This is a genomic window from Pseudovibrio sp. Tun.PSC04-5.I4 (assembly GCF_900104145.1).
Lineage (GTDB): Bacteria > Pseudomonadota > Alphaproteobacteria > Rhizobiales > Stappiaceae > Pseudovibrio.
Map to the genome: position 1 here is coordinate 2,492,501 of NZ_FNLB01000006.1, position 12,623 is coordinate 2,505,123.

A 12,623-nucleotide genomic window follows, 5' to 3' on the forward strand; every position below is an offset into this window, starting at 1 on the left:
ATAATCAACTACATCCTGCACACGGTAATCTGTCTTCAACATCTCAATGATGTCGCTGCGTCTTTCTTTGCGACGGCTTTCAGCATGCATTGGGTAGATAGCGACGTGCCCACCTGGATGGGTAGAAAACCAGTTGTTTGGAAACACTGAATCCGGTGTTTCTCTGGTTTTGTCATCAAACAAATGGACGTCAACACCTAGCCTATTGAGCTCTTCAGCGGCTGTTGTGATTTCAACATACGCCTGTTCAGCCAGATCAATGTCCGCCTCTGTCTCACCAATGTGCTGGAAAGAGTTATCCTGAGCCGTTTCCTTGTTCACGCTAAAGAACAAAGGCCGGACCATAACAACAGCAGAAGGAGCTTGAACTGAACGAAAATTGGGTTTGTGAATCGTCATTTTTCTACTTCTTATTTGATGAGTTACACACCACAGCATTCGCCGGGCGCAGACAGTCCTTTGTTTTTGAGGAGAATTTTGAGCGTTACTTTGAACGTACCAACAAGTGGTCACGTAACAGGTGATATTTGCCTCTGCTATCCCCCTCAAGATACCAGATGACCACCTCTCTAGAAAAGTAACTAGAAAGCATGCTAGATAATATATACAAAATTATGTAAATATTGAGGCAAAACTATTCACTTTGTATAGGGCTATTGAACAAAATGTCAGAAACTATGCACCCGGTTGCGGTTGCACCTGCTGGATATGACCAGCTGGATCGTGATTTAATTGCCCTTCTTCGCAAAGATGGCCGGGCTCCGCTTTCCAAACTCGCTGACACACTGAAGGTATCTCGTGGGACCGTGCAAAACCGATTAGACCGGCTCCTTTCCTCGGGTATTCTTATGGGATTCACCGTTCGAGTTAGGGAAGATTACGGACTGGACGGAATCCGCGCGATCATGATGATTGAAGTTCAGGGGAAAGCGGCGAAATCTGTCATCAAGGTTTTGCATGGGATACCTGAAATACAAAGCCTTCATAGCATCAGCGGGTCCTGGGATCTTATCGCGAATATTCAAGCTGCCAACTTATCCGCATTTGATCGCGTTTTGAGCGAGGTTCGTATGGTTGATGGAATTTTGAACAGCAAGACCAGTATTTTGCTGAACTCAGTTTGAGCCGGAACACAAAAATGCATGCTCTGATTGTCTATTGCCACCCCAACTCTGAAAGCTTCAGCAAAGCTGTGCTGGGACAGGTGTTGGGTACACTTGATTACCAGCAAGTGACGTATGACGTGATTGATCTTTATGAAGAGGACTTTCAGCCTGTTTTGACCCACAGCGAGCTGGGTGGATATATGGACACCTCACAGAACCAACGCGGACTTGAACGGCATATTGAAGCGCTCCAACGATGCGATACGCTCATCTTTGTGTATCCCACTTGGTGGTACGGATTACCGGCGATGATTAAAGGCTGGCTTGACCGTGTGTTTGTACCGGGAGTTGCTTTTAAACTGACGGAAGACGGTGCGATTAAACCAAGTTTGCAGAACATTAAGAAACTTGCCGTTTTTACCACCTGCGGTGCGCCAAAATGGCTTAGTTTCTTAATTGGTACTCCCGGCAAGAAGACCATATTGCGTGGAGTGCGTTTGCTTTGCAGCCCGTGGGTGAAAACCCGCTATGTTGCACATTATAATATGGACAGCTCCACAGCCAAATCCCGGCACCGGCACTTGCAAAAGATTGACCGGAAAACACGAGGGCTTTGCAAAGCATAGCGACCGCTTCACTTTAGATTGGTGGCGCGGCGACGTTTGAGTGACTGACGATAACAAAGGTGCTCGCTATGTTTCCTCATCGTTATTGGATGGATTTTAAAACCACCGATTTTGAGAATATCGACCCGCAAAAGACTATTGCCATTTTGCCAACAGCCTCGGTTGAGCAACACGGGCCGCATCTCCCTGTTGGAGTGGATAGCTACATCAACCAGGGTATGCTTGAAACCTTGTGTGCGCGGGCACCTGCCGCACCCGATTTTCGCATTTTGCCCCTGCAATGCGTTGGCAAGGCCGATGAGCATATTCATGCCGCCGGAACCCTTTCGTTGAAAGCAGACACAGCTGCCAAATACTGGATTGATATTGGTATTTCGGTTGCCCGTTACGGCATACGCAAGATGATTATCGCCAACTCACACGGGGGTAATCTGGACCTGATTGGCATTGTGGCGCGTGAGCTTCGTATTCGATGCAAAATGCTGGTTGGCAAGTGTCACTGGTCCAGTTTTGGAGCTCCCGATGGGTTGTATAGCGCAGATGAGCTGAAATTTGGCGTGCATGGAGGGGATGAAGAAACATCTTTGATGCTGCACTTTCGCCCTGGCCTTGTGGACATGCAGCACGCGCAGGATTTTCGGTCCTCTGCGCAGGATCTGGATGAAAACGCACATCTTGGACCCACGGGCTTGCCTTCTTATGGCTGGATCACCTCTGATCTGAACCCCCATGGCACTGTTGGCAACGCAGCCAATGCAAGCTCAGAAAAAGGCCGGCGCACCGCAGAGCATCAGGTTGATGGATTTATTGAGTTTTTGCAGGAGACTGCGAACTTCGATATTGACCGATTTAATTGAGGGAGAGCACCCCCAAATAACCATGGCTGCTGGCTAAGCGGTATGGTTATATACTGCTCTTCCTATCCAACTGTTTGGCTGCCTATTTTTATATATTCACTTTATGTGTGTTTGTGTCTGGAGATATTTTCCGTGCGAATTTTGAGAATGCTTTCTGTTTTTGTTTTATTGGCGGTCTGTTTCCCTTCACTCGCGCCCGCACAAGACGGTTTGAGCCTAAGTGGCAGTGAGCGATGGCTGGTTGTTGCAAGCCGTCAGGATTCTGCTCAAGCCATTCAAATTGCAAAGGACCACCGCGAGGCCCTGCAAGGCACGCCGTTTGAAAACAAACTGCGTGTTGTGCTTTCCAAAAACGGCTGGTTTGGCGTGGTGATTGGACCCGTTCCATTCAAAAGCATTCGTCTTGCTAAACAGAAGCTTTCAATCTCCCTTGCAGATGATGCCTATCTTTCTCGCGGAAAGCGGTATGTTGAAACTGTCTGGATGCCTAAATTGTATCTTTATGGGGATTTTGAAAGCCAGAAACGACACAGTTTTGAGTTGGAGGGGTTGCGTATTGCTGCCGAGCTGGTTGTTTCGCAAACTGACAAAACCGATGAGTTTTCCAAAACCTCCAAGATACGCGTGGATGGCTGGACCGGAGATGCCAAGGCTTTCTCGTTTGAAACCCAAGCCGAATACCGGCCCGATTTTGGCCAATCCGTAGACTTTATCCGCCTTGCTGCCGAGACCGATTACCCGCAGGTTGTCATCAAGCAATTTACTGGTGGCGCGCATTGTTGCATTGAACAAAGCATCATCACGCAAAACCGCGATGGCCACTGGATGATGATTAATGGCAGTGTTTTGGATGGTGGCTATGGGTATGACTATGACGACCTTGATGGGGACGGTTTTCCTGAGCTTATGAGCCGTGACAACAGCTTTTTGTACTTATTCGCCTCGTATGCCGGGAGCTTTGCGCCTCTGTTTATCGAAAAGCTGAATTTTGATGAGTTGACGAATGTGAACAGAGACCCCGCCTACAAAAAGGAGTTTCAGACCGAGTTGACGCAACTGGAAGAGATGGCCAATTCAAATAAGGCCCTATGGAAAGAGAACGGGTTTCTGGCAGCATGGGCTGCTGTGCGTGCGCGACTTGGCGACGGCGCACAGGCGGTTTTGGATGCATCAACGCTCAGCTCAGGTGACGCAAACGGTTTTCAGAACCGGGTTTGCCCCGATGGATCGCCGCTTGGAAGCTGTGAGTATGATGATGGGGTGGATCTACCGTTTTCGCTCGGCCTCATGGTGCATTTGATGGAGCGCGGGTATCTCACTGCACCGGCCCGTGCTGATTAGCTTCTAGGCGGCGGCTCTTTAAGGTAGTTTGCCATGAGGTTGGATCGCTTGACCTGCTTTATCGCGCTGGTTTTACGTCTTTGTTCTCAGCCGTAACCGCTTTTCGGGGCTGTACGCTAGTTAAAGCTCATACGGGGCCACATCGCTTCGACGCGGCGCAGTTTGTAGAGGTAATATTCCTCATCGCAGTATCCAGTGTTGCGTTCCATTTTCATGGAGAACAGCAGGGAGAGCCCATATGGAGCAAGGAACGAGAGTCTGCCGTTGGCTTCCATTCGCGCACCAACTGCATAGGTTTGCACCGGGTCTTTGACCAAAGCCTCTGCTGTGCAGCTCACCTGCGTGCCGTTGCCCAGCGTCCCCTTCTCATGATTCACATAAGCGCCAGCGTGATTGGAGAGGTGGACCTGATAAGGACCTGAACCAAGGATCTGGCGCATGTGGCGCAGATAGGTGACTTCTTTCTCCAGAGCGTTTGGCGAGGGATCGTAATAAGTGACGTAGAGTTGATGGTTGCCAGCCAATGCCGGCGCGCCTTGAAGTGCAGTCCAAAGGGGCCACGCGATACTTGGGCCAGAGACGCACCAGTCCGGCAGCTTGAGCGAGCCTATGCCTTTCATGGCGGAAATCAGATTTGAGTTGGTTCTCAGGATCAGTTCGAGAACGCGTTTACGGTCATCCTCACTGGTGTTGTGAGGATCTGCCAAAGCATTCTGGTTCAAGAACTCCAGATTTTCGCTCGCAAGAACTGATTGACGCATTGTTTTACGCATAGCCGTGAAGACGCCTGCACCGGTTTATTTCTATTCTATCTAACTACTAAAATATTCCAATGAGATAATCCATTGGGCGGATGGGCGTTTGGTAAACAATATTGCGGATCAATCACAAGCGCAAATGATAATTCTCCTGCGTGTCCCTTGTCAATCTTCCCAAGGCAGGACCTGAAGCTCCGGCCAGTTTTCCGCAAGGCGCTGACCTTTGCGGAGGAAAGTATTCCGGTTGGGCAACACGGGGTTGGGCAGCATTTGCATCTGGAAGATAGCTTCCAGCCCGAACGGTGCTTCAATCTGCAGGCGGTCATCCTCATGCAGACGAGCGGCGACGGCGTGGGTTTTGGAGGCGTAGTAGAGCAGCGATTCCAGTGAGCAACCGAGCTTGGGGTAGTCGATGCCGAAATGCTGCGGGAACCAAAGGTGCACCCGCGCCTGGTTGCGAATCTCCACCGGCAGACCCAGCGGTGCGCAGGCGGTGGTGAGCTGGGTGATGATGCGGTCCTCGGCCTCATAGGAGAGATCCGTCTCGTCGTGGTAGATCAGGTCGTAATCTTTGATGCCGTGGTTTGGATCCCTGCCCGTCAACGCGTTCCATACGCTTTGGTAGATCGCCCCGGATGCCAGCCATGCATCTGGCAACTGAGCATCTCGTAGGATCTTCAGCAGATCATTGAGGATTGTGGAGCGGATGACTTCCTCAATGAAGTACACGCGCCCCTGCTCACCTGCGCCGTAGTGAACAGGGGAAACGCGTGTTGGCAAGGAGGTGATCTTCTCCTTGGGAGTGGGTTTGGCCGATGAGAACGACTTACTTACTAAGGCTGTCATAAAAACAAATAGTCTTGCTTGAGAAATGGAGATGAATCGTTGTGGCGAGTTGGAACAAAAAAAGAATTAATGTAGTACATATGAAGAACATTATGGTTGTACGTCTGCTAAATCAATCCATGTAAATTTGGGGCTTGTCCTTCTCTGGTAATTGACAGGTAGATTCGCTCTTGAAACGTGCGGGGTGAAGCTTTACGGGAAAGGTGTGGATAGGGATTAATACCTTCCGCCAGAAATCTCGTTCTGACGTCGCGCTTTTCGTCCTAAGTGCTACTTCCCTGAGATACGTAATTATGCGAGATCGGCGCAGGCCACACTTTTGTCTTGAGATCCTGCACCAATGGGTTTTAAACCGGAACCGCGCAGCCTTTCGACCATACGGAGCACGATTATGACTGAGACCCGCCTGACCCTTCGACGGCCAGATGACTGGCACCTGCACTTACGCGATGGTGACATGTTGGAGTCAGTTCTTCCCTCCACCTCCGAGAATTTTGGCCGCGCCATCATCATGCCCAATCTGGTGCCACCTGTTGTGACCAGCGCCGATGCTGCCAGCTACAAGCGGCGCATTCTGGCTGCGATGCCTGAAGGCCACGCCTTTACCCCGTTGATGACCCTGTACCTGACTGAGACGACAGATGCGGATGATTTGGAAGCGGCTGCAAAATCCGGCCTTATCTCTGCGGTGAAACTGTACCCTGCGGGCGCGACCACCAACTCCCAAAGCGGCGTGACTGATTTTGACAAGGTGGCCGGTGTACTGGAGCGCATGGCTGAGATCGGCCTGCCTTTGCTCGTACACGGCGAAGTCACCAGTTCAGATGTGGACATTTTCGATCGGGAAGCGGTGTTCATTGAAACCGTGCTTGATCCGATCCGCCGCAAGTTCCCGAAACTGAAGGTGGTTATGGAGCACATCACCACGGAGGAAGGCGTCAACTACGCTAAATCCGGTGGGGGCACTCTGGCTGCGACCATCACCACGCATCACCTGATCATCAACCGCAACGACATTCTCGTTGGTGGTATCAAGCCGCATTTCTACTGTCTGCCCGTGGCAAAACGCGAGAAGCATCGCCTTGCCTTGCGCGCAGCTGCCACTTCCGGGGATGCGCGTTTCTTCCTTGGTACGGACAGTGCACCGCATCTTGACCAGAACAAGCTTTGCGAATGTGGCTGCGCGGGTATCTTCACTGCCGTCAACACCATGAGCTGTCTGGCGCATGTGTTTGAAGAGGAAGGCGCGCTGGATAAGCTGGAAGCGTTTACCTCACTCAACGGCCCTGCGTTTTATGGTCTGGCTCCCAATGAGGCGACGATAGATCTGGTGAAGATGAGCGAGAAGGTGAGTTATCCGCCTCACATTCCAACACCGGATGGGCCGGTAACCGTTTTCAATCCGGGATATGATTTATTCTGGAAGGTTGAAAACTAAATAGAAGTTTCAAAGCAGTTTGCACCTAATATGGCCGGGGCAAGCTGCTTTTTCTTAATGAACAGACGCGTGTTTTGAGAGAGGCCCAAAGCCTTTTTTTCAAGGCGCGTTTTTGGCCACCTACTGTGACTAGAGGGACCGCGATGTTTTCCAATTCTTTTCCTGACCGTGAAGTGATGGCGGAACTTACCGCTAAAATGCTTATGGAAATCAAGGCGGTGAACTTCCGTCCAGAAGAGCCGTACATTCTGGCATCTGGCCTTGCGAGCCCGGTTTACATTGACTGCCGCAAATTGATCTCCTACCCGCGTATTCGCGGCACCGTGATGGAGTTTGCTGTGGCAACTCTGCTGCGTGATGCTGGCTTTGAAAAATTTGACGCCATTGCAGGCGGCGAGACGGCTGGTATTCCGTTTGCTGCATGGATTGCCGATAAAATGGCGCTGCCAATGCAATACGTGCGCAAAAAGCCAAAGGGCTATGGCCGTGATGCGCAGATTGAGGGCGACATTCACGAGGGTCAGAACGTGCTGCTGGTGGAAGACCTGACCACCGATGGCGGCTCCAAGATCAAGTTTTGTGAAGCACTGCGCACTGCTGGTGCCGAAGTGACTGACACTCTGGTGGTGTTTTACTACGACATCTTCCCGGGGACGAAGGCAAAGCTGGCAGAGCACGGCGTAAACCTGCACTACCTTGCCACATGGCATGACATTTTGAAGGTGTGCCGCACCAACAACTACTTCACCCCTGAAAAGCTAAATGAAGTAGAAAAATTCCTACACAACCCACTGGAATGGTCCGCAGCCAACGGCGGCGTGAGCGAGCTACCGCTCTAGAGCCGGTTCGTGCAATCAAATTATTGAACTTTAAAACGCAGGGCACCCACCCTGCGTCTTTTTTTAGTTTTTTAACAATGCTTCCGGGGCTTTGAGAGTATTGGGAAGCGTATCAAGGTAACCCTTTACTGCCTCTCCCAATTTTGTGAGGCTGGATGCGGGCCTTCCAAGAATGTCGAAGCGAACAATCTGCCCTTTTTCATTGAACTCCACGATGTCAGCGGCATGAATGTCAGCGTCCCCAACACGAGCTTTAAATTCCAAAACGGCTGAGCCGCCGCGTATCCAATAGCGACCGTAATGGAAATCTTTTGTGACTTGAGAAAAGGCAGAGAATACAGCCATGACTTCCCGAATGCCTTTGACTTCATTTTCCAAAAAAGGAGAGTACACAACCACTTCAGGCGCCAGCAGTGCAGTCACTTTCTTTACATCTTTTGCCTCTGCGGAGGCGATCCAGTTTTGCAATAAAGTTTCGACTTTAGACATTTTACTTCTCCTCACTAAAAGTTATGCTCTCTCCATCAAATGGAATTTCCAATTTGTTCTGTAGCCCCATCCGCACAGCTTTCCTCCTCAACTGTTCTCGCGTCACGGGACAGTGGTTCAGAGCTTCCAAATGGTTTGCGATTACTCGTCCAGGAGCCAGCCTTGTGAATTCCAAAACCTCCTCAGGTGTCATAAGGATCGGTTTGCCGATATCAACACTGGCGTTACCCGCAGCAACAATGGCAATCTCTGGCTTTTGAGTTATCAGAGTATTCTGGACATCCTCAGTCAGGACAGTATCTCCAGAAATGTATAAGGTGGGTGCTTCTGGGAGCTCGATAAAATATCCGGAACCCGGGCCCATAAGCTTGGCTATCCAGCCATATCCGTGGACTGCTGGTATGGGTGTGATGTAGCCATCAAGAAACCGCTGCCGCTGCATTAACAGCAATGGAACCGTGGGGATGCCTAATCTTCCAATAAACGTCTCATCATCAGCCCGGCAGTAGGTTGGAATCTTGCGAGACAGCAATAACTTTTTCCCTGCTGCATCCAGATGATCAGAATGCCCACGCTGACAGTGCGTAATTAATGCAGCTGTAACACCGCCAAGTTGCTCATGGGCGCTATCTGGAAGCGAAACCAAGGGGTTTCTCTGGCGCTTATGCCGAATAAAGCTAAGGGCTGGGATTGTACCCACCGCGCCAAGCATAGGATCCACCAAAATTCGATGTTTCTTGTGCTCGATTATAAATGTTGCGTTTCGGAGAAAGTGGAGTTTCATGCTGGCTAGCCTCATTTATCTTAGGACCATCCTAGTTCTCATCATGAGATGTGATATGGTCTGATAAGACACAAAACATACATAAACCGCCAAACGCGAAATTAAACATGCCATCAAACATTGCAATATTGCTGCTTGAAGACTTCCTCGGCCTTTCTGTTTTCGGGCCAGCGGATATGTTTGAAACAGCAAATCGGATCTCCAAAGAAAAAGGAGATGAAGTTGCACCATTCCGTGTCAGAACCTACACTCTGGATGGAAAGGCTGTCCGTTCTTCCAATGGTATTCTGGTTTTTCCAGATGGAGTAATTGAGGAGATGCAAGAGCCAGACGTGTTGCTTTTGCCTGGTATAGGCACGGCCACCGCGCCTCAATACTCCACCCAATTTGCTCAACGCACAAAATTATTGCAGGAATTACAAAGGTTATCTCAGGCAGAGACAATTATAGCTGCCAGTTGTACAGGTACTTTTCTGCTGGCAGCATCTGGACTTCTTGATGGAAAGAAAGCAACAACAACATGGTGGACCCAGAAAGAATTTAGCTCTACCTACCCTCAAATAGATCTACTCGGTGACGAAATCTTAGTCGACGAGGGCAACGTAATTACAAGTGCAGCAGGAACATCTTCCTTGGATCTTGCCTTACATTTGATCAACCGCCTTGAAGGGCCTGCTCTCTCCAGATTATGCGCGCGTTTCATGGTGATAGAAGAGAACAGACGCTCCCAACAACCTTTTGTTATTCCCTGGCATGAAAAAACGAGAGATGAGATTATTGAGCGCGCAGATCAATGGGTGCAGAACAATTTATCTTCTCAGAAAGCTAAGGCCAAAGATCTAGCCGATTTTCTGGGCATGAGCGCCCGCAGCCTTCTGCGACATTTCCAGAAAGAACTTTCTCTTTCACCTCAGCAATTCATTTTGAATATTCGCACTGAGCGCGCCAAATCACAATTGGAGTATACCAACACTCCAATCACGCAAGTTGCTGTGGCCCTAGGCTTTTCAGATGAAAACTCTTTCCGTCGATCCTTCCTCGCACAAGTTGGCATTTCGCCAGCCCAATACCGCCAGAAATTTCGCAGATAGGACATGGACAACCATGCAGTATTGTTTAACTCGGGAAATAGACCGTCCAGATTAAGAGGAGCCCCAAAGCAGCAACCCAATCATAGACCGCACAAAACGGAATATACCAACGAGGCATTTGGGTATCAATAAAGTTATGGTGCAATACATCCCACACACCATGCGCAGAAAATGCAAAAACTATCGCTATTGGATACCCATTTATTCCTAACAATCCTGCTGCTGCAAACAAGCACGCCACGCCCAGTTCAATCAGGATTACATGCATTCTACCGTCTCTAAATGCATATCCCATATAAACTCCAGCAATAAGAACTAGAACAATTGCTGCGAATTGGTGGGATATGTTTAAAGGAAGGAAGAAATGCACAGGTAAGGGTATAACACCCAATATCAATCCCGAGGAGATTGGCGCCCTTGCCAGAACAACCGTATTGGCATTACTCGTTGAGGTATGTGTATTTATGCTCTTATTGTTCATTGTAAAACCAATAGACGGAAAATATGAGTACGAATACTTGGAGGTTTAGTGTCTGAAAACTCACATTTTAAAATAGTGGTATATATAGCTGGATAAGGCAAAATCCATATATTTTCCGCCACTTCTTCTGCACTCAAAACCATTTATTGAGCAAGAAAATTTAAAATTGATCTCTAAGCGAGACGCCCTTCCTGATCAAAATCAAAGTAGTTGGTAATTCGCGCCTCATTATCCCTCGCCCCTTTCACTGGAACGGTCGCAAGGGCATTCACCACGAATTCTATTAGGGCCATCGCCAGTGTTGGGACTCAGATCAAGTTTTCCAAGGTTCTATCAACCTGATCTTTGAAAGTATTGAGGGCATCCTTCAAGACCCCAACTTGCGAATACCCTGAGTTACTGAATGAAGTAACCGACGCCCTCAACACCCCACTGAAATGGTCCGCCGCTAACGACGGCATGAGCGAGCTGCCGATCTGGAAACTAGTTGGATTTTCAAAACTAAAACGCAGAGCAAGTGCCCTGCGTTTTTTGTGTAATGACTGCTATGCGTAACTAAGCTCATGATGACTTTGCTGATCACTTGCGTAATTGGCATGGGTTCAGACAATGATTGCAGCTGAATGAGAGTATGCAGTTAAAAGCACTGCGATTATGACGAGTTCCACGAGTAGAGGTGGAATGACTGCCTTGTCAAAACCATCAAGCATAAGTCCCACAATACGACCGAAGGCGGTGACCCCCATAAAAATTGCCACGGCAACAAAGGCTAAGGTTTGGCCGGTTGTTAATCCGATTATGAGTAAAGCAACACTGGCGAGGAAGAACCCACCAATAACCGACCGTATGGTACTGAGGCCAGCCACTCCAATTGGTTCAATGGCGAAGTTCTTCACCATCCGCGCAGGGGCAAACATTGAAACTGTGCCCAGACCAGTGAGCATGAGGCTTGCCAGACCGACAAGGATTTGAAGTAAGAATTCCATTTTATCTCTCCTGAAGTGAGGGAATGTTCCGTGGTTATGAGAGTTGATGCACAGCGCGATTGGCACTGTCTTGAATGGAGTGGTTGCCCAACCCGGCAAACAGCGTGGCCTGATCAACGACTTTGCCAACAGGGTTTGCTCCTGCACTGGCATAGAAATAACCACTTTTGAACTTGGGGTTCATCAAGCCATCCACATAGCGCCTGGCACCATCTTGCACGCCGTGCATCATGCCAAAGAGAGGCATTAAGATACCGCCGACATGTTTGAAGAAAAGCTTCTTCATAAACGGCAAGTCATCCATTCCATTGGTGCCGGTTGTTCCGCCCGGGCTCATTGTTACAAAGCGAAGATGCGGGTGTTGGCGGGCCATAGATGACATCCACAATGCTGCCGTCAGTTTGACGCTGGCGTATGCATCCATCGGGTCACTCTTCTCGTTGAACGTTCTGCCGTCAGCGATGGCACGAAATGTATCTTCAGTGGGGTTCTCTAGGCTGGGGCGGCTAACTCCCATTTTCGGAATACCGCGAGCAGCTTCAGAACCGGCATACAGGACTGTGGAGGTGATCAGTTGGCGGTCCAGCATCTCATCAATGAGCACTACATGACCCTGAACATTTACCGCAAATATATTTGTTACACCGTGCTCTGTCAGGGCATAGGAGGATTTCCCGCCCATACCACCGGCATTGAGGATGACAGCATCCACCGGAGCTTTTAGCGTTGCAACCGCGCTGCGAACGGATGCAGGGTCCATCACATCCATCAGGATGATTTCGAAAATCTTCCGTTTTGTCTCGGCCTCTAATGCAGCTTGAGCTGCAATTGCTTTCGCTTTGTTACGGCAGCCGAGATAGATCTTCTCGACTGTACTTATCTGAGCAAGCTGGCGAGCTGCTTCGCGACCAAGCCCGGCATTGGCGCCGGTTATCAGGATTGTATTGATCGGGTTCATTTTTGTGCGACCTTTCCAGATTG

Annotated in this window: 15 protein-coding genes (1 of these 15 cut by a window edge); 7 read left to right on the forward strand and 8 right to left on the reverse strand. The window is 49.4% G+C overall.

From position 1 onward, the window contains the following. Positions 1 to 399 carry the start of a citrulline utilization hydrolase CtlX gene (locus BLS62_RS16825; RefSeq protein WP_208990910.1) on the reverse strand. It extends 609 nt beyond the left edge of the window, so the window shows 399 of its 1,008 coding nt (coding positions 1-399); the start codon lies at positions 397 to 399; its stop codon lies off the left edge, out of view. A 266-nt stretch (positions 400 to 665) separates the two neighbouring features. On the opposite strand from BLS62_RS16825, the gene BLS62_RS16830 reads away from it, so the two are divergent. The 4 genes from BLS62_RS16830 (at position 666) to BLS62_RS16845 (ending at position 3,930) form a co-directional block, all read left to right on the forward strand. After that, positions 666 to 1,124, forward strand: coding sequence for an Lrp/AsnC family transcriptional regulator (locus BLS62_RS16830; protein ID WP_093182993.1), 459 nt, complete (start codon positions 666 to 668; stop codon positions 1,122 to 1,124). 14 nt (positions 1,125 to 1,138) lie between these two features. Continuing rightward, the gene (locus tag BLS62_RS16835; RefSeq protein WP_093182996.1) at positions 1,139 to 1,732 is read left to right on the forward strand and encodes an NAD(P)H-dependent oxidoreductase; all 594 of its coding nucleotides are present in this window, start codon (positions 1,139 to 1,141) and stop codon (positions 1,730 to 1,732) included. A 68-nt stretch (positions 1,733 to 1,800) separates the two neighbouring features. Then, on the forward strand, positions 1,801 to 2,589 hold the full coding sequence (locus BLS62_RS16840) for a creatininase family protein (protein ID WP_093182999.1): 789 nt from the start codon (positions 1,801 to 1,803) through the stop codon (positions 2,587 to 2,589). 132 nt (positions 2,590 to 2,721) lie between these two features. Further along, on the forward strand, positions 2,722 to 3,930 hold the full coding sequence (locus BLS62_RS16845; RefSeq protein ID WP_093183002.1) for a hypothetical protein: 1,209 nt from the start codon (positions 2,722 to 2,724) through the stop codon (positions 3,928 to 3,930). Between the two features lie 116 nt (positions 3,931 to 4,046). On the opposite strand, the gene BLS62_RS16850 is transcribed toward BLS62_RS16845, so the two are convergent. After that, the gene (locus tag BLS62_RS16850; protein WP_208990911.1) at positions 4,047 to 4,703 is read right to left on the reverse strand and encodes a nucleotidyltransferase family protein; all 657 of its coding nucleotides are present in this window, start codon (positions 4,701 to 4,703) and stop codon (positions 4,047 to 4,049) included. A 150-nt stretch (positions 4,704 to 4,853) separates the two neighbouring features. Beyond that, positions 4,854 to 5,534 (reverse strand): nucleotidyltransferase family protein, encoded by a 681-nt coding sequence (locus tag BLS62_RS16855; RefSeq protein WP_093183005.1) that lies wholly within the window; start codon positions 5,532 to 5,534, stop codon positions 4,854 to 4,856. Positions 5,535 to 5,925: 391 nt separating this feature from the next. On the opposite strand from BLS62_RS16855, the gene pyrC reads away from it, so the two are divergent. Further along, complete coding sequence (pyrC, locus tag BLS62_RS16860) at positions 5,926 to 6,972, forward strand: dihydroorotase (protein ID WP_093189071.1); 1,047 nt, start codon at positions 5,926 to 5,928, stop codon at positions 6,970 to 6,972. A gap of 143 nt (positions 6,973 to 7,115) precedes the next feature. Beyond that, positions 7,116 to 7,811, forward strand: a complete 696-nt coding sequence (locus BLS62_RS16865; RefSeq protein WP_093183009.1) for an orotate phosphoribosyltransferase — start codon at positions 7,116 to 7,118, stop codon at positions 7,809 to 7,811. Positions 7,812 to 7,874: 63 nt separating this feature from the next. Here the strand turns inward: BLS62_RS16865 and BLS62_RS16870 are convergent, their stop codons facing one another. Further along, positions 7,875 to 8,300: a nuclear transport factor 2 family protein gene (locus BLS62_RS16870; protein WP_093183014.1), complete on the reverse strand. Its 426-nt coding sequence runs from the start codon at positions 8,298 to 8,300 to the stop codon at positions 7,875 to 7,877. 1 nt (position 8,301) lies between these two features. Continuing rightward, positions 8,302 to 9,099: an MBL fold metallo-hydrolase gene (locus tag BLS62_RS16875; RefSeq protein WP_348271868.1), complete on the reverse strand. Its 798-nt coding sequence runs from the start codon at positions 9,097 to 9,099 to the stop codon at positions 8,302 to 8,304. Between the two features lie 92 nt (positions 9,100 to 9,191). Between BLS62_RS16875 and BLS62_RS16880 the strand changes: the two genes are divergently transcribed. Beyond that, positions 9,192 to 10,175 carry a GlxA family transcriptional regulator gene (locus BLS62_RS16880; RefSeq protein WP_093183020.1) on the forward strand — a complete coding sequence of 328 codons (984 nt, stop codon included), beginning with the start codon at positions 9,192 to 9,194 and terminating at the stop codon, positions 10,173 to 10,175. 25 nt (positions 10,176 to 10,200) lie between these two features. Here BLS62_RS16880 and BLS62_RS30820 read toward each other — a convergent pair whose 3' ends face one another. From BLS62_RS30820 to BLS62_RS16900, 3 genes are all read right to left on the reverse strand, one after another. Beyond that, complete coding sequence (locus tag BLS62_RS30820) at positions 10,201 to 10,656, reverse strand: hypothetical protein (protein WP_143521580.1); 456 nt, start codon at positions 10,654 to 10,656, stop codon at positions 10,201 to 10,203. A gap of 602 nt (positions 10,657 to 11,258) precedes the next feature. Continuing rightward, the gene (locus tag BLS62_RS16895; RefSeq protein WP_093183029.1) at positions 11,259 to 11,642 is read right to left on the reverse strand and encodes a DUF4345 family protein; all 384 of its coding nucleotides are present in this window, start codon (positions 11,640 to 11,642) and stop codon (positions 11,259 to 11,261) included. Between the two features lie 34 nt (positions 11,643 to 11,676). Continuing rightward, positions 11,677 to 12,600: an SDR family NAD(P)-dependent oxidoreductase gene (locus tag BLS62_RS16900; RefSeq protein ID WP_093183032.1), complete on the reverse strand. Its 924-nt coding sequence runs from the start codon at positions 12,598 to 12,600 to the stop codon at positions 11,677 to 11,679. Between the last annotated feature and the right edge of the window lie 23 nt (positions 12,601 to 12,623).

Coding starts and splice junctions, on each gene's coding strand:
- BLS62_RS16830 (WP_093182993.1), top strand. CDS start 666: ATGTCAGAAACTATGCACCCGGTTGCGGTTGCACCTGCTGGATATGAC.
- BLS62_RS16835 (WP_093182996.1), top strand. CDS start 1,139: ATGCATGCTCTGATTGTCTATTGCCACCCCAACTCTGAAAGCTTCAGC.
- BLS62_RS16840 (WP_093182999.1), top strand. CDS start 1,801: ATGTTTCCTCATCGTTATTGGATGGATTTTAAAACCACCGATTTTGAG.
- BLS62_RS16850 (WP_208990911.1), bottom strand. CDS start 4,703: ATGCGTAAAACAATGCGTCAATCAGTTCTTGCGAGCGAAAATCTGGAG.
- BLS62_RS16855 (WP_093183005.1), bottom strand. CDS start 5,534: ATGACAGCCTTAGTAAGTAAGTCGTTCTCATCGGCCAAACCCACTCCC.
- pyrC (WP_093189071.1), top strand. CDS start 5,926: ATGACTGAGACCCGCCTGACCCTTCGACGGCCAGATGACTGGCACCTG.
- BLS62_RS16865 (WP_093183009.1), top strand. CDS start 7,116: ATGTTTTCCAATTCTTTTCCTGACCGTGAAGTGATGGCGGAACTTACC.
- BLS62_RS16870 (WP_093183014.1), bottom strand. CDS start 8,300: ATGTCTAAAGTCGAAACTTTATTGCAAAACTGGATCGCCTCCGCAGAG.
- BLS62_RS16875 (WP_348271868.1), bottom strand. CDS start 9,099: ATGAGGCTAGCCAGCATGAAACTCCACTTTCTCCGAAACGCAACATTT.
- BLS62_RS16880 (WP_093183020.1), top strand. CDS start 9,192: ATGCCATCAAACATTGCAATATTGCTGCTTGAAGACTTCCTCGGCCTT.
- BLS62_RS30820 (WP_143521580.1), bottom strand. CDS start 10,656: ATGAACAATAAGAGCATAAATACACATACCTCAACGAGTAATGCCAAT.
- BLS62_RS16895 (WP_093183029.1), bottom strand. CDS start 11,642: ATGGAATTCTTACTTCAAATCCTTGTCGGTCTGGCAAGCCTCATGCTC.
- BLS62_RS16900 (WP_093183032.1), bottom strand. CDS start 12,600: ATGAACCCGATCAATACAATCCTGATAACCGGCGCCAATGCCGGGCTT.